Source organism: uncultured Methylobacterium sp. (assembly GCF_964242245.1).
In the GTDB taxonomy this organism is placed as follows: Bacteria; Pseudomonadota; Alphaproteobacteria; order Rhizobiales; family Beijerinckiaceae; genus Methylobacterium.
This window is the reverse complement of sequence record NZ_CAXTBY010000097.1, coordinates 1-15323: the sequence shown is the minus strand read 5'-3', so window position 1 is coordinate 15323 and position 15323 is coordinate 1. Positions and strand designations below refer to the sequence as shown.

General features: G+C 70.4%; 14 protein-coding genes and 1 pseudogene. 6 read left to right on the top strand and 9 right to left on the bottom strand.

Annotated features, from left to right (window positions below; all coding sequences use genetic code 11):
* Positions 1–3185: acyl-[ACP]--phospholipid O-acyltransferase (locus ACFE8Y_RS16810; protein WP_375465527.1), on the bottom strand; the 3185-nt coding region annotated here is incomplete at its 3' end.
* A gap of 226 nt (positions 3186–3411) precedes the next feature.
* Here ACFE8Y_RS16810 and ACFE8Y_RS16805 point away from each other — a divergent pair.
* Positions 3412–4032, top strand: a complete 621-nt coding sequence (locus ACFE8Y_RS16805) for a TetR/AcrR family transcriptional regulator (RefSeq protein ID WP_375465526.1) — start codon at positions 3412–3414, stop codon at positions 4030–4032.
* 127 nt (positions 4033–4159) lie between these two features.
* On the opposite strand, the gene ACFE8Y_RS16800 is transcribed toward ACFE8Y_RS16805, so the two are convergent.
* On the bottom strand, positions 4160–4486 hold the full coding sequence (locus tag ACFE8Y_RS16800; RefSeq protein WP_375465525.1) for a hypothetical protein: 327 nt from the start codon (positions 4484–4486) through the stop codon (positions 4160–4162).
* A 34-nt stretch (positions 4487–4520) separates the two neighbouring features.
* Between ACFE8Y_RS16800 and ACFE8Y_RS16795 the strand changes: the two genes are divergently transcribed.
* Positions 4521–5255, top strand: a complete 735-nt coding sequence (locus ACFE8Y_RS16795; RefSeq protein ID WP_375465524.1) for a hypothetical protein — start codon at positions 4521–4523, stop codon at positions 5253–5255.
* 229 nt (positions 5256–5484) lie between these two features.
* Positions 5485–7134: an ABC transporter substrate-binding protein gene (locus ACFE8Y_RS16790; RefSeq protein WP_375465523.1), complete on the top strand. Its 1650-nt coding sequence runs from the start codon at positions 5485–5487 to the stop codon at positions 7132–7134.
* Positions 7135–7245: 111 nt separating this feature from the next.
* On the opposite strand, the gene ACFE8Y_RS16785 is transcribed toward ACFE8Y_RS16790, so the two are convergent.
* Positions 7246–8214, bottom strand: a complete 969-nt coding sequence (locus ACFE8Y_RS16785) for a LysR substrate-binding domain-containing protein (protein WP_375465522.1) — start codon at positions 8212–8214, stop codon at positions 7246–7248.
* Between the two features lie 123 nt (positions 8215–8337).
* Between ACFE8Y_RS16785 and ACFE8Y_RS16780 the strand changes: the two genes are divergently transcribed.
* From ACFE8Y_RS16780 to ACFE8Y_RS16770, 3 genes are all read left to right on the top strand, one after another.
* Complete coding sequence (locus ACFE8Y_RS16780; RefSeq protein ID WP_375465521.1) at positions 8338–8961, top strand: YceI family protein; 624 nt, start codon at positions 8338–8340, stop codon at positions 8959–8961.
* A 127-nt stretch (positions 8962–9088) separates the two neighbouring features.
* Positions 9089–9706 (top strand): cytochrome b, encoded by a 618-nt coding sequence (locus ACFE8Y_RS16775; protein WP_375465520.1) that lies wholly within the window; start codon positions 9089–9091, stop codon positions 9704–9706.
* Positions 9703–10272 carry a YceI family protein gene (locus ACFE8Y_RS16770; protein WP_375465519.1) on the top strand — a complete coding sequence of 190 codons (570 nt, stop codon included), beginning with the start codon at positions 9703–9705 and terminating at the stop codon, positions 10270–10272. Before ACFE8Y_RS16775 ends, ACFE8Y_RS16770 begins: the two co-directional genes overlap by 4 nt.
* Before the next feature lie 125 nt (positions 10273–10397).
* Here the strand turns inward: ACFE8Y_RS16770 and ACFE8Y_RS16765 are convergent, their stop codons facing one another.
* The 6 genes and pseudogenes from ACFE8Y_RS16765 to ACFE8Y_RS16740 form a co-directional block, all read right to left on the bottom strand.
* Positions 10398–11150, bottom strand: coding sequence for an amino acid ABC transporter ATP-binding protein (locus ACFE8Y_RS16765; protein ID WP_375465518.1), 753 nt, complete (start codon positions 11148–11150; stop codon positions 10398–10400).
* Positions 11151–11164: 14 nt separating this feature from the next.
* Complete coding sequence (locus ACFE8Y_RS16760; protein ID WP_375465517.1) at positions 11165–12007, bottom strand: amino acid ABC transporter permease; 843 nt, start codon at positions 12005–12007, stop codon at positions 11165–11167.
* On the bottom strand, positions 12004–12750 hold the full coding sequence (locus tag ACFE8Y_RS16755) for an amino acid ABC transporter permease (RefSeq protein ID WP_375465516.1): 747 nt from the start codon (positions 12748–12750) through the stop codon (positions 12004–12006). The genes ACFE8Y_RS16760 and ACFE8Y_RS16755 overlap by 4 nt, the downstream gene beginning before the upstream one ends.
* 36 nt (positions 12751–12786) lie before the next feature.
* Complete coding sequence (locus ACFE8Y_RS16750; protein WP_375465515.1) at positions 12787–13602, bottom strand: transporter substrate-binding domain-containing protein; 816 nt, start codon at positions 13600–13602, stop codon at positions 12787–12789.
* Between the two features lie 78 nt (positions 13603–13680).
* A complete protein-coding gene (gene solA, locus ACFE8Y_RS16745; protein ID WP_375465514.1) occupies positions 13681–14850 on the bottom strand; it encodes an N-methyl-L-tryptophan oxidase in 1170 nt (389 codons plus the stop codon).
* Between the two features lie 21 nt (positions 14851–14871).
* Positions 14872–15323: pseudogene (locus tag ACFE8Y_RS16740) on the bottom strand (GMP synthase (glutamine-hydrolyzing)); the annotation flags it as partial.

Sequence of the window (15323 nt, the reverse complement as noted above, 5' to 3'; positions counted from 1 at the left end):
GCGGCGACGGCGCTCGGGCTGTCGGGCCAGAGGTCGGCGGCGAGCGCTTCGACGCCGGCCAGCGAGACCATCTCGCCGGCGATCTTGGCAAACCGCTTGGCGCGGCCCTTGATGGCGACGAACCCTTGCGCGTCGAGCGCGACGATGTCGCCGGTGTCGTGCCAGCCGTCGGGCGGCGGCTCCAGCACGCCGGGGTTCTCGGCGCGGAGATAGCCGAGCATGATGTTGGGGCCGCGCACCACGAGGCGGCCGCCCACCTCGATGCCGGGCACCGGATCGAGGCGGTATTCCAGGCCCGGCACCAGCCGGCCGACGGTGCCGAAGCGGTTGAACATCGGGGTGTTGACCGCGACCACCGGACCGCACTCGGTGACGCCGTAGCCTTCGAGGATGCGCAGCCCGAATTTCTCCGCGTAGGTCTTGCGGGTCGTCTCCTTCACCGGCTCGGCGCCGGCGACGACGTAGCGAAGGGAGCGCAGGTCGTAGGCGTGGGCGGCGCGTGCGTAGCCGGTGAGGAAGGTGTCGGTGCCGAACAGGACCGTGGCGTTCGAGCCGTAGACCAGCTCCGGCACGATCCGATAATGCAGCGGCGACGGGTAGAGGTAGACCGGGACGCCCGAGACCAGCGGCAGCACGAGACCCGCCGTCAGCCCGAAGGCGTGGAACACCGGCAGGACGTTGAACACCTTGTCGGACGGCCCGAAATCGATCCGCGCGGCGACCTGGGCGACGTTGGCCAGCATGTTGCGGTGGGCGACCATCACGCCCTTCGGCGTGCCCTCCGAGCCCGAGGTGAACAGGATCGCCGCGGCGTCCGTTCCTTTCCGGGCGACGAGGGGTTTCCGCGGCGCGAGCAGGCCGCGGATCTTGTCGCCGGTCGTGACGGTGGCACGCACGTCCTCGAGGTAGACGAGGTCGACCTTGCCCTGGATCGCCTCGACAAGGGCGCCGAGGCGGCCCTTCTCGATGAAGGCGCGGGAGGTGAGGATGGTGGAGACCTCCGCCGCCCGGCAGGCTGAGAGGATGTTGGCGGCGCCTGCGGAAAAGTTGATCATCGCCGGCACGCGGCCGGCCGAGGCCAGCGCGAAGAAGGTCACCGCCGCGCCGTTGGCGTTCGGCAGCATCAGGCCGATCGCCTTGCCCTCGCCGGCCATCGGCATCAGCTTGCGGCCGAGGATGTTGGCGCCCATCACGAGGCGGGAATAGCTGAGCTTTCCCGAGACCGGGTCTTCGAGGGCGGTGCGGCGCCAGCCGTGGCGCTCGCCGGCCTCGATCAGCGCCGCCATCACGCCGCGGTCGATGTCGGTGGTGCGGAACACCAGTTCCGACATGATGTCGTAGAGCGCCGCGCCCGCCGCCTGCCGCCGGGCCTTGCCCTTCAGCGCCGGATCGACGGTGAGCGCCACCGGCGGCATCACGGTGACGATCACCTTCGGCCACCAGCGCCGCTTCACCTGGGCCCGCGAGAGCCGTGAGAACGCGGTCTTCTCAAGACCCTCGATGCGGACCGGCACCACCATCGCGCCGGACTTGTCGGCGATCAGGCCGGCCCCGTCGTAGACCTTCATCAGGCTGCCGGTGACGGTGAGCCGTCCTTCGGGAAAGATGATCAGCGTCTCGCCGCCCTTGACCGCGTTGATGAGCGTGCGGGTGGCCAGCGGCCGCGTCGGGTCCAGCGGCATCGCCTTGGTGACGCGCAGGAAGGGCTTGACCCACCAGCGCTGCGCGATGCCGTGGTCGATCGCGAAGACCGGCTCCTGGTCGAGCAGCGACAGGGCGAGCGGCGCGTCGAGGAACGAGACGTGGTTGAGCGCGACGATGGCGTTGGCCCCCGCCCGCTCCACGTTCTCGAGGCCGCGCACCTCCAGCCGGTAGAACGCCCGGAACAGGATCGAGAGGAAGTCGCGGAAGGGGCTCGTCTCCAGGGTCGCGAGGACGATGACGCCGACGATCAGGTTGAGGATCGCGACGAGGGCGAGCAGGGTCGCGCTCGACAGGCCGGCGCCCTGAAGGGCGGCCAGCGCCAGCGTGCCGGCGACCATGAAGGCCGCCGTCAGCACGTTGACCGCGCCGATGATGCGGGCGCGCTTGGCCTTGTCGGTCCAGGCTTGCACGGCGGCAAACGACGGGACGATGTACAAGCCCCCGGCCATGGCGAGCCCGAGGAAGTCGATGGCGACGCGCAGGCCCGCGCCGATGTGCAGGAAGGCGCCCGCGCCGATCATCTCACCGGCGGCCGGCGCGTGGTGCGCCACCGTCCAGGCGAGGTCGAGGCCGAACAGGCCCATCAGCACCGCGCCCACCGGCGTCGGCAGCAGCACGATCCGCCCGCTGCACAGCCACGAGGCGAGGCCGGAGCCCAGCGCGATGCCGATCGAGAACACCGCGAGCAGCAGCGTCACCACCGTCTCGGAGCCGTTGAAGTCGTGGCGGACCAGGAGCGGAAGCAGCGACAGGATCACGACGCCGACGAGCCAGAACCAGCTCACGATCACCGAGCCGCGCCACAGGCGCCGGTCGCCCCAGAGGTCGCGCAGCAGCATCACGGTCGAGCGCGCGACGTTGCGGTCGACCGTCAGGTCGGGCGCGCCCTCGCCGGTGCGCGGGATCAGGCGCGCCGAGAGCCAGCACAGCACGGCGAAGACCATGATCAGGCCGCCGAAGACGAGGTGCGACCCCCCCATCGCGCTGGCAAACCCGGCGGCGATGGTGCCGAGCAGGATCGCGAGGAAGGTCGCCGCCTCGACCAGCGCGTTGCCGGCCGGCAGTTCCTCGCGGCGCAGGTGGTCGGGCAGGATGCCGTACTTGATCGGGCCGAACAGGGCCGCGATCGTCCCGAACAGTCCGAGCGCCACGAACAGGAGCGGCACCGAATGCAGGAGGAAGCCGACGACCGCCGTGCCGGCGGCGAAGATCTCGGCGAACTTCAGCCGCTTGGCGACCAGGGCCTTGTCGTAGCGGTCGGCGAGCTGGCCGCCCAGGCCCGAGAGGATGAAGAACGGCCCGATGAAAACCGCGCTCGCCAGCGTGACCAGGATGCCGGCGTTGGGATCGGCGCCGTCCGCGACCTTGAACAGGATCAGGAAGGCCAGCGCGTTCTTGAGGAAGTTGTCGTTGAAGGCGGAGAAGAACTGGCACCAGAACAGCGGTGCGAAGCGCCGGGCGGTCATCAGCGAACGGAACATGGCGGTCTCCCCCGGCTGCGCCATGACTGGCTCAAGGCGCACGGTCGCGTCAAATCGAGGCGGGACCGAAGGGCTGCCCATGCGCCGCCTTCGATCGCGCCACGATCTTTGAACAACGTGCAAACTAGGCGAGCCGCGACGGTGCGCAAGCTTGTTTCTGCACGCCGTGCAATCTAACGCGTTCGCCCGTGCGCGATCGCACGGGACGCGGCCGGGCGGAGCAATCGTGAGAACCCCGAAGAAGCGCGCGGCGGGTCCCCGCGGCGAGCACAACCGCGAAGGCTTCATCGCCCTCGTGACCGAGGCCGCCGAGGGTCTCGTTCGGCGCGAGGGCGTGCGGGCGCTGGGCATGCGGCGGCTCGCGGCCGCGATCGGCTACGCGCCGAACTCGATCTACAACGCGGTGGGCGACCTCGACGCGGTGCACCTGCGCGTGAACGCCCGCACCTTCGACCGGCTGCGCGTAGCCCTCGCGGCGGCGCTCGATCCGAAGGCGACGGCGCGGGAGAACGCGCTCGCGCTGGCCGAGGCGTACCTCGTCTTCGTCGCCGCCGATCCGCTGGTCTGGAGCCTCGTGTTCGAGCATCGATTGCCGCCGGGCACCGAGGCCCCCGCTTGGCATCGGGAGGCGCTGGCGGGGGCAACCGATCTCGTCGATGCGACCCTTCGACCGCTCCTGCCGGAGGCGGAGGAGCGCGCGCGCGCGGTCGCGGCCCTGTGGGCGGCCCTGCACGGCCTGGCCTCGCTCTCGACCTCGGGCAAGCTCGGCGCGCTCACCGCGGCGCCCCCGCGGGACTTGGCACGGATGCTCGTCGCGCGCTTCCTGGCATCGGCGCCGAGCCGATGATGGACCGGTTGCCCGAAACGACGTCGTCGCGCGCCCTGCCCGAGCCGGTGAGCGAACCGTGGTCCCGAAGCGCGTGGCGACGGCATCGTTTCCCGATCGGAAGCCGGGGATGCCGGGCCTCGGCCCGCTACCAGCGGCGCGCCTTGAACGTCGTGTCGTCGCCGTTCTCGAAGGCGATCTCGCCGTGGATCGCGTCCGGACCGTCGAACGCGGCCCAGCCGCCCCCGGAGATTTCGTCGCCCTCGTCCGACCCGTGGAAATCGAAGCCGACATCCGTCCGACTGTAGGCGCAGTCGAGGCTCGCCACGACGACGCCGAAGCGGAACGCGCTGTCCCCGCCCGGCGGGTCGAACGCGATGAAGGCGGGTTCGACGAGGTCGAGGTAATCGTTGTCCCACGTGCCGGTTTCGGTGATGCGCCACTTGCCGCGAAGCCGATCCCGGATACCGTTCATGGGGCAACCTGCTCCTCGGACCCGGAGGCCCAGCATGACCGATGCCATCGAGGTGCCGACGCGCGGTGGCGTGCTCGCGCGCTACCGTCCGATCCGCGCATCCGTTCAGGCGGTGCTGAGGCAGGCGGTCCGGCAGTGTAAAAAGCCCGATTTCGACCGTGCCGCGAAGCACCTCGACCTCGTCGACGACGCGCAGCTCGACGATGAGGAGACCTTCGCCATGCTCTGCGACGTGGCCCTGTTCGAGCCGAACCAGCGCCGCCGCCGGGTGATCGACGGCTTCCTCGCCCGGCACATCGATACCGTCGCGCCGACGGACAGGGAGGTCGCACGCAGGCTCGGATCGGCGTTCCTCTCCATCTTCCGCGTCGCCGGCTGGCACGAGGCCGGCGGCGTGTGGCTCGACGACCTGCTCGATGCGGAGCGTCGGATCTGGCTGATGGACGAGGGGCTGGAAGCCTCGGCGCCCGAAGGGCTCGTCGTCGCCCTGCGCGTGTTCGATGCCGGCCCGTTCCACTGCGGCTTCGGCATCGTCGTGCAGCCGGACGAGGAGGCCGTGGCGTTCTGCACCGCGGCGGCGGTCCGCGGGCATCCGATGCCGGTTCGTCACTCGCTGGCGGCCGCGCTGTACGGGGACGCGATCGTGCGATCCGCGGCCCCGGTCGCGGTCGAAGCCCTGATGGATCTCCTCGATGAGGCCGAAGCGAGCCTCACGGCGCGCCCGGAGCCGATTCTGTCGCGTCGGTCGAAGGTCGCGCGAAAAGCTTAGGTCAGCCCCGAGGCCGACGCCGATTGCGTCCTGCTCCGCCGCCCATCGCGCGCACGGCCGGGTCGGATCGCGCGTGCGGCCCGTCCCTGGCGCGCCGGCAGGCACGAAGCCTGCAAAGTGCCGCGGACGGCCTATTATTGATGCTCGAAGATCGAATCGCGTTCCCTACAACGAACGGCATCCCCGGCCCGATCTTCTCCCGGGCCGGCCCTCTCACAGCAAGTGCCCGATGGATCAGAATCCGCTCACCCGCCGCAACCTCATGCTGGGAGGCGCCGCCCTCGGTGCGCTCGGGCCGATCTCCGGTTCTCCGGCCTTCGCCCAGACGAGCGCGGCGCCGGTTGCCGGTGGGGCGCCGTCGGGCAGCCTGACCTACGGCATCTCGATGACCGACCTGCCGCTCACGACCGGTCAGCCCGACAAGGGCGCGGGCGGCTACCAGTTCACGGGCCTGACCCTCTACGATCCGCTCGTGGCGTGGGAACTCGACGTCGCCGACCGGCCCGGCAAGCTGATCCCGGGGCTGGCGACCGGGTGGGAGAGCGACCCGGCCGACCGCAAGCTCTGGACCTTCCGCCTGCGCGACGGCGTGACGTTCCACGACGGGTCGGCCTTCGATGCCGACGCCGTGATCTGGAACTTCGACAAGGTTCTGAACAAGGAGGCGCCGCACTTCGACCAGCGCCAAGCCGCGCAGGTGCGCCCGCGCCTGCCCGGCGTCGCGTCCTACAGGAAGCGCGACGCGATGACCGTTCAGGTGACGACCAAGGCGGCCGACAGCCTGTTCCCCTACCAGATGCTGTGGTTCCTGATCTCGTCGCCGGCGCAGTTCGAGGCGCTCGGCCGCGACTGGTCGAAATTCGCGTTTCAGCCCTCCGGCACCGGCCCCTACAAGATGGGCCAGTTGCAGCCCCGGGTGCGGCTCGAACTCGTGGCGAACGAGGCGCACTGGAACCCGAAGCGGATGCCGAAGCTCGCCAAGCTGACGCTGTCCTGCGTGCCCGAGGATCTCGCCCGGGTGAACGCGCTCCTGTCCGGCAGCGTCGACCTGATCGAGCTGCCGGCGCCCGACGCCGTGCCGCGCCTGAAGGCCGCCGGCATGCGCATCGTCGGCAACGACACGCCGCACGTCTGGAACTATCACCTGTCGATGCTGGAGGGCAGCCCGTGGCGGGACCTGCGCCTGCGCAAGGCCGCCAACCTCGCCATCGACCGCGACGGCGTGGTGCAGCTCATGGGCGGGCTCGCTGCGCCGGCCTTGGGGCAGGTGCAGACGTCGAACCCGTGGTTCGGCAAGCCCAAGTTCCAGATCAAGACCGACGTGGAGGCCGCCAGGAAGCTCGTGGAGGAGGCGGGCTACTCGGTGAAGAACCCGGTCAAGGCGACCATCGTCATCCCGACCGGGGGCACCGGCCAGATGCTCTCGCTGCCGATCAACGAGTTCATCCAGCAGAGCTGGGCCGAGGTCGGCATCCAGGTCGAGTTCCGCACGGTGGAGCTGGAGGTGGCCTACACCGGCTGGCGCCAGGGCGCGGCCGATCCGAGCCTGAAGGGCGTCACCGCCGGCAACATCGCCTACGTCACTTCGGACCCGTTCTACGCGATCCTGCGCTTCTACGATTCGAAGCAGATCGCCCCCAACGGCGTGAACTGGAGCCACTACCGGAACCCCGAGGTCGACGCCCTCTGCGACCAAGTGAAGGCCAGCCTCGACCTCGCCGAGCAGGACCGGCTGCTCGCCCGCATCCACGAGATCGTGGTCGACGACGCGGTCCAGGTCTGGGTGGTGCACGACACCAACCCGCACGCGCTGTCCCCGCGGGTGAAGCGCTACACCCAGGCCCAGCACTGGTTCCAGGACCTCTCGACGCTCGCCTGACGGGCAGCGCCGAAATCCTCCGCGAAGCACCTCGCGGCGGGGACACGGGCGTCTCGGAGAACGGTCCGGCGCCGGCCGTGTCCTCGGACGTCCGCGCGATGCGGCGGAGCGTCAGGCGCCGCGCGCCGCGTGCGCGTCGGCGCGGTCGCCGTCCCATCCGGATCGCGAGCGCGTCAGTTCGGTGCGGACGTGCTCGCGGAACAGGCGCACCCGCGCCGGCAGTTCGCGGCCGGCCAAGCTCACCGCCCGCAGGGTGCCGCCGCGGCTCGCCCAGTCCGGCAGGATCGGGATCAGGCTGCCCGCCGCCAGCGCCTTCGCGGCGACGAGGCTCGGAACGTGGCCGATGCCGGCCCCGGCCAGCGTCAGCCGCAGCACCGTGGCGTAGTCGGTCGCCCGCACCGCCGGCCTCACGGTGATCCGCGCCTCGCGCCCCAGACGATCCGAGACGCGGATCTGCGAGGCCCCCAGCCGCTCGCGCGCGATCACCACGTCGTGCCCGGCGAGATCGTCGAGGGTCGTGGGCACGGGGCGCCGCGCGAGGTAGGCGGGCGACGCGTAGAGGCCGATCGTCAGGTCTGCCAGGATCGGAGCCGTGTAGCCGCTGTCGGGATGCGCGCCGCCCAGCCGCAGGGCGAGGTCGACGCGGTTGGCCGCGAGGTCGAGGCGGCTGTCGGTGATCAGCAGCTCGATCGTGATCTGCGGGTAGAGGCTTCGGAAGCTCGCGACGAGGTCGGGCAGGATCTCGACGCCGAAATCGATCGAGGCCGTCACGCGCAGGTGCCCGCGCGGCTCGGTGCGGGCGCCGCGGGCGGTCTCCAGCGCCTCGTCCAGCAGGGCGAGGCTCTCCTGCGCGCGGGCGTGGAACGCCAGCCCCTCGACGGTGGGCGACACCGCGCGCGGGTTGCGCGCGAGCAGGGTCACGCCGAGCACCGCCTCCAGGCGCGAGACGCGCCGGCTCACGCTGCCCTTGGTCTCGCGGACGAAGGCGGCGGCCCGGGTGACGCTGCCGAGGTCGACCACCGCGCAGAAAGCGCGCACGTCGTCGAGGTTTCCGCCGAAGGTTTCCGGTGCCGCAACCATGTGTCGCCGATTAACCCGCTTTCGCACCCGAGGAAAGCGGCCTACGGGACGGCCGACGGCGTGACGGCGCGAGACCCGATCCGGGCGCAGCGCCGCCGCCGCCCTTGCCTGACGGAGACCCCCGTGACGCGAACTGTCCTGACGATCCCGTTCCTCGGCCTCGCGCTGGGTCTCGCCCTCTCGGGCCCGGCGCTGGCGCAGACGCCGCCGACCCGCGACCCGGCGCAGGTCCAGCCCGGCGCCTACGCCGTCGACCCCGGCCACACCCAGGTCGGCTTCACCGTCTCGCACATGGGCTTCTCGAACTATTCCGGCGGCTTCTCCGGGGTCTCGGGCTCCCTCGATCTGAAGCCGGAGAATCCCGGCGCGAGCAGCCTCAAGGTGAGCATCCCGGTCGCCTCGGTCAGCACCACCAGCGCCAAGCTCACGGACGAGCTGAAGAGCGCCCAGTGGCTCGATGCCGGCAAGTTCCCGGAGATGACCTTCGTCTCGACCAAGGTGACGCCCGACGGCAAGGACAAGGCCAAGGTCGCCGGCGACCTGACGCTGCACGGCGTGACCAAGCCCGTGACCCTGGAGGTGACCCTGGTCGGGGCCGGCGTGAACCCGCTGAGCAAGAAGTACACGGTCGGCTTCGAGGTGAAGGGCGCGATCAAGCGCTCCGAGTTCGGGGTGAAGACCTACGTGCCGCTGATCGGCGACGACCTCCACCTCACCATCGCCGGCGCCTTCGAGCGCAAGGACTAAGCAGGTTTCGCAAAAGTGTTCCGCGGTTTTGCGCCGAAAACCTGCGCCATACCAAGGACCTAAGCGGGCGAAGCGTTGGCCTGCCAACGCGAACCTGCTTAGCCCTCGCGCCTCGTGGGAGACCAGCATGACCGGGATCGTCGGTGCCGCGCCGCCGCGCCGCTACACCCTCGTCGCGATCGGGCTGCACTGGCTGATCGCCGTCGCGGTCCTGGCGCTGCTGGCGATCGGGCTCGCCATGACGCACGCGGATCTGGCGCCGATGCGCCGGTTCCAGTTGTACCAGGGGCATAAATCGGTCGGCATCACCGTGCTGCTGCTCTCGCTGCTGCGGCTGGGATGGCGGTTCTCGCACCGGCCGCCGCCGCTCCCCGCGGCGCTGCCGCGGATCGAGCGGCGCGGGGCCCACGCCGTCCACGGGCTGCTCTACGGGCTGATCCTCGGCATGCCGCTGGTCGGCTGGGCACTGGTCTCGGCCTCGCCCTTCAACATCCCGACCGTGCTCTACGGCGTCGTGTCCTGGCCGCACCTGCCGGTGCTGGGAAGCCTCCCCGACAAGGCCGCGGTCGAGGCCGGGCTGAAGCTGGTCCACGCGTCCGGCGCCTGGCTCCTGATCGCGCTGTTCCTGTTGCATGCCGGGGCGGCGCTGCGACACCACCTGATCCTGCGCGACGACACCCTGTGGCGCATGCTGCCCGTGTTCTCACGTCCGAGCGCGTCCGCGCGCAGGGAGCCCTCCCGATGATCCTGTCCCGCCTCTGCCTCGCCGGCGCGCTCCTCGTCGCAGCCTCCGCCGCGCGCGCCGCGGACTGGATCGTGGATGCGGGCAGGAGCCGGATCGGCTTCTCCGGCGTCCAGGTCGGCGTGCCGTTCCAGGGACGCTTCCGGCGGTTCGAGGCCGAGATCGCCTTCGACCCCGCCGCGCCGGAATCCGGGCACGCCCGAATCCTGATCGACCTGACCAGCGCCGAGACCGGCGACGTCCAGCGCGACGAGGCGCTGCCGCAGGCCGAGTGGTTCGACGCGAAGGCGGACAAGCAGGCGCGCTTCGAGGCGGCGCGGTTCGTGGCCAAGGGGGGCGACGCCTACGAGGCCGTCGGCAGCCTGACCATCCGCGGCGTCCGCCGCGACGCGACCCTGCCCTTCCGCCTGACCACCGAGGGCGGGACGGCGCACGCGGTCGGCCACCTCGACCTCGTCCGCACGAATTTCGGCGTCGGCCAGGGCCCGTGGGCGTCGGGCCAGTGGGTCGCGCTGGAGGTCGGCGTCGACGTGGATCTCACGGCGCGGCTGAAATCCGGCGGATCGTGACGCGGAGCAGATCCCGACATCGGTGCCGATCAGCGTCATCCGAGGCGTTGGGCGCGTGCAGATGATGCCGACGGCCCGACGTTGGCCCGCCCTTGAGGCGTCGGCATCGAGGGCCGCCGGCTCAATCACAACACCTGCGACAGGAACCGCCGCGTGCGCTCGTCCTGCGCCGCCGCGAACAGGCGGTCGGGCGGTCCGTGCTCGACGATGACGCCGCGATCGGTGAAGTAGACGTGGTCGGCGATCTCGCGGGCGAAGTTCATCTCGTGGGTGACGAGCAGGCACGTCATGCCGTCCTCGGCCAGTTCGCGGATGGTCGCGAGCACCTCCTTGACGGTCTCCGGGTCGAGGGCCGCGGTGACCTCGTCGAACAGCATCACGTCGGGGCGCATCGCGAGCGAGCGGGCGATGGCGACGCGCTGCTGCTGACCGCCCGAGAGTTCGCCCGGATAGGCGTCCTCCTTGCCCGCGAGCCGGACCTTGTTCATCAGCGCGCGGGCCCGCGCCTCGACCGCGCGCCGCTCCTGGCCGAGCACGTGGATCGGCGCCATCATCACGTTCTGCAGCGCGGTCTTGTGCGGGAACAGGTTGTATTGCTGGAACACCATCCCGACCCGGCGGCGCAGGGCCAGCACGTCGAGCTTGGGATCGGCGACCTCGATGCCCGCGACGCGAATCGTGCCGGAGGTCACCGGCACCAGCGCGTTGATGCAGCGGATCAGCGTCGACTTGCCGGAGCCGGACGGGCCGATGATGCAGACCACCTCGCCCCTGCGCACGTCGAAGCTGATGCCCCTCAGGACCTCCAAGGTCCCGAAGGATTTGCGCACGTCGATGAGTTGTACGATCGGCGCGTCGTCCGTCAGGGCATCGTGCATCGGGGCGGCGTGTCTCAACGGACCTGGAAGCGGCGTTCGAGGCGCGCGGTCCAGCGGGTGATCGGATAGCAGTAGAGGAAAAAGCACAGCAGGGCGAAGCCGTAGAGCGGCGCGAACAGCTCCGGCCGCCCGCCCTCGGCCGCATGCACCTGCGCCGTCAGCGTCAGCATCTCGGAGACGCCGACGATCGAGGCCTGGACGGTCGCCATCGCGACCAGCGCGTAGACGTTCATCCACGGCGGCAGCATGCGCGTGAGGCATTGCGGCAGGATGATCCGCCACAGGATCTGGCGGCGGGTGAAGGCCAGCGCCTCGGCGGCCTCCCACTGGGTATCCGGGACCGAGCGGACCGCGCCGCGCACGATCTCGGCGACGTTGGCCATCACCGGCAGGGAGAATCCCAACGTCGCCTTGATCCAGTCGGGCAGCGGGATGCGGAACCCGAACAGCGTGACCTGGAAGGGCACCAGGAACATCACGAAGAACAGCAGCACCAGCCACGGCGCGTTGCGGAAGAACTGCGTCACGCCCCAGGCCAGCCGGGCGGTGAGCCGCCGCTGCGACAGCATCGCGAGGCCGAGGCCGGTGCCCGCCGCCGTGCCGATCAGCATCGCCAGCAGCGAGATCGCGATGTTGAACGCGAAGCCCGAGAGCAGCAGCGGCGCCCACCTGACGATCACCGCGAGCGCGGACGGCCGGACGCCGCCCCCCTGCGCCAGGGCCGCGGAGGCGAGCAGCATCCCGGTGAGAGCCAGCAGCACGCCGTGGACCGGCCGCAGGCGCAGCGCAGGTCTCGCGTGGGCTGGGACGAAGGGCAGGAGCACCGGCAGCACGCCCGGAGGCGCCGCGCGCCTCATCGGCCGTAGCCCGGGATGCGCAGCGCCCGCTCCCAGCGGTGCATGATCCAGACGAGCACGCCGACCAGGATACCGTAGGTGCCAAGCAGCACGACCATCATCTCGACCACGTTCTGCGATTCCGACCAGATCTGCTTGACCGCGTAGAGGGTCTCCGGCACCGCGATCGCGTAGGCCAGCGTCGTGGTCTTCAGCAGGTTGACGAGGTTGTTGTTGAGCGCCGGCAGGCAGACGCGCAGCGCCAGGGGCAGGATCACGTAGCGGTAGGCCTTGGCCCGGGTGTAGCCCAGCGCCTGCGCGGCCTCGACGGTGGTCTTCGGGACGGCCTCGATGCCGGAGCGGAAGATCTCGACGTTGAAGGCGGCGGCAAACAGCGACAGCGAGACGATCGCCCACTGCACGTTGCCGAGCAGCGGCTCGCGCAGGCCCGCGGCGGTCTCGGATGCCGGCAGCATCGTGCCGAGGCCGAAGTAGAAGAAGAAGATCTGCACCAAGGGCGGGGTGTTGCGGAACACGACCACGAAGCCGTCGATCAGGCCGCGCAGGAGCCGCGACGGGCTGCCCTGCAACCACGCCCCGATCGCGCCGAGGACGAGGCTCGCCAGGATCGTGGTCACGCCGAGCAGCAGCGTCATGCGCAGGCCGGAGACGTAGCGGTTCCAGTCGTAGGAATCGTAGAACACCGAGAAATTGAGTCCGGTGGTGTCGTAGAGCCGCTGGAACCACTCCGGCACGACGTGCATCACTACGAATCCTGCCGGCCAGCTACAGACGTCGTCTCAGTTCGTGCCGGCTTTGGCCTTCTCGTGCATCGCCTTGGAATACTCGGTCGGCGCGATGCCCCACTTCTTCTCCTCCTCGACGATCAGGCCGGACTTCATCCAGTCCTTGGTCGTCGCCTCCAGGAGCGTCTGTAGCGTGGCGTTGCCGGGTGCGACCGCCATGATCCACGGGGCTTCGAGCACGCCCTTCAGCGGCAGGGCGTAGTCCGCCTTCCAGTCCTCGTCCAGCATCTTACCCTGAAGGAAGGTCTGGTCGTAGACGTAGCCGATGCAGTTGCCCTGCTTCATCGCGAAGAGCGGCTTCTCGGAGCCGTCGAAGGCGACGATCTCGGGGCCGTAGGCGCGGGCGATGTCCTTGTTGTACCACGCCCCCGACGTGCCGCAGACCGGTTTGCCCTTCAGGTCGCTCCATTCCTTGATCCCGGCCTTCCTGGCCACCATCACGTTGACGTAGTCGGAGTAGTACGGCGGATCGATCGCCTGGACGACGCGGCGGCGCTCCGGCTTGTCCGACAGGGTGGCGATCAGCATGTCGACCTTGCCCTGCTGGAGGAATTCCAGCCGGTTCGACGACGCCACGGGCACGAGTTCGAGCTTGACGCCGAGGCGCTTGGCCACGTCAGCCGCCAGATCCGGCTCGATGCCGATGATCGCGCCGGCGGGATCGCGGAACCCGAAGGGCCGGTAGTCGGCCTTCACGCCGACGACGAGGGTCCCGCGCTGCTTGATCGCGTCGACGCCGTCGGCCGCGACCGCGATCCCCGGCGCTGCCAGAGCCGCCGCGAGAACCCACGCGCGAACCGTCTTCGACATGCGATCACACCTTGTGGTCGGAGTCGCTGGGACTCCTGCTGCGCCGTCCCAACGCAAGCCGCACGCCACGCCTCCGCCTCATCGGAAACGCGCGAGGCCGAACGGCGTCAGGTCGACGGCGCTCCGTCCGTCGGTGAGGTGTTCCGCCACCGCCTTGCCGATGCCGGCGGAGTGCTTGAAGCCGTGGCCCGAGCAGGCCGAGACGACGTGGATGCGGTCGCTGTCGGGCTGCCGGTCGATGATGAAGCCGCGGTCGGGCGTCACGGTGTAGAGGCAGGCCGCGGCCTGCGCGACCTGCGCGGTGGCGCCGGCGAGGCGCCCCGCGACGTGGCGGCGGTACATCTCCCCCGACTCGGCCGGGCTCACGACGCGATCGAGGGCATCGGCCCGCGTCGCGGTCGCGTACTGCTCGGTGGCGACCTTGACGCGCGCCTCCCCCGGCATGGGCGGGAAGCCGTAGAAGTAGTCCTCGTCGCCCGCGCCGTGCATCCAGATGTAGACCGGCGCGTCCGGGCCGTAGGCGCGCGCGTCGTCGAGGGCGTACCAGTGCAGCACCTGACGGTTGACCGTGAGCAGGCGGTCGAACGGGGCGCCAAGGAGCGGCGCGGTCCAGGCGCCGGCGGCGACCACCGCGCGGTCGGCGCGGATCGTCCCGTCGGCGGTCGCAATCCGAACGCCCGCGCCCTCCGGCGCGATACCGGTCACCGCGGCGTCGAGCCGGATCTCGGCGCCGAGCGCGGCGGCGCGGCTCAACTGCGCGGCGATGCAGCGCTCGGGCATGACGTAGCCGCCGCCGGGCTCGTAGCAGGCCCGCTCGTCGCCGGAGAGCCCGAGGAACTGCGGGAAGCGGCGGGCGACCGCGGCGCCGTCGAGGATCTCGTGCGGGATGGCGAAGGTCTCCGCCGCCTCGATCGTGCGCCGGACGAAGTCGGGCTTGCCGTGGTGCGACGTGTCGCCGGTTCCCGGGGACATGACCAGCACGCCGCAGGCGTTGAGGAGAGTGTCGCCGGTCTCGGCCTCGAGTTCCCGCCAGATCCGGTGCGCGTCGAGGACGAAGGGAACGTAGTCGCGCCCCTCCCCCACCGCCTGCCGGGTGATGCGGGTCTCGCCGTGGCTCGACCCAAGCGCGTGCGGCGGGCTGAACCGATCCAGCCCGACCACCGAGGCGCCGCGCTTGGCGAGCTGGTAGAGAACGGCGCTGCCCATCGCCCCGAGTCCGACGACGGCGACGTCCACGCGCTCAGGCATTCCAGCCGTTTCCACCATGCCTCACTCCCACTCGATGGTGCCGGGCGGCTTCGAGGTGATGTCGTAGGTCACCCGGTTGATACCCTTGACCTCGTTGATGATCCGCGTCGCCACGCGGCCGAGGAAGGCCATGTCGAAGGGGTAGAAATCCGCCGTCATGCCGTCGACGGAGGTGACGGCACGCAGCGCGCAGACGTGGTCGTAGGTGCGCCCGTCGCCCATCACGCCGACCGTCTTGACCGGTAGGATCACCGCGAAGGCCTGCCAGATCGCGTCGTAGAGGCCGGCCTGCCGGATCTCGTCGAGGTAGATCGCGTCGGCCTTGCGCAGCGCGTCGAGCTTCTCAGGCGTGATCGTGCCGGGGCAGCGGATGGCGAGGCCCGGGCCGGGGAACGGATGGCGGCCGACGAAGGCGTCCGGCAGGCCGAGTTCGCGCCCGAGCACCCGGACCTCGTCCTTGAACAGCTCGCGCA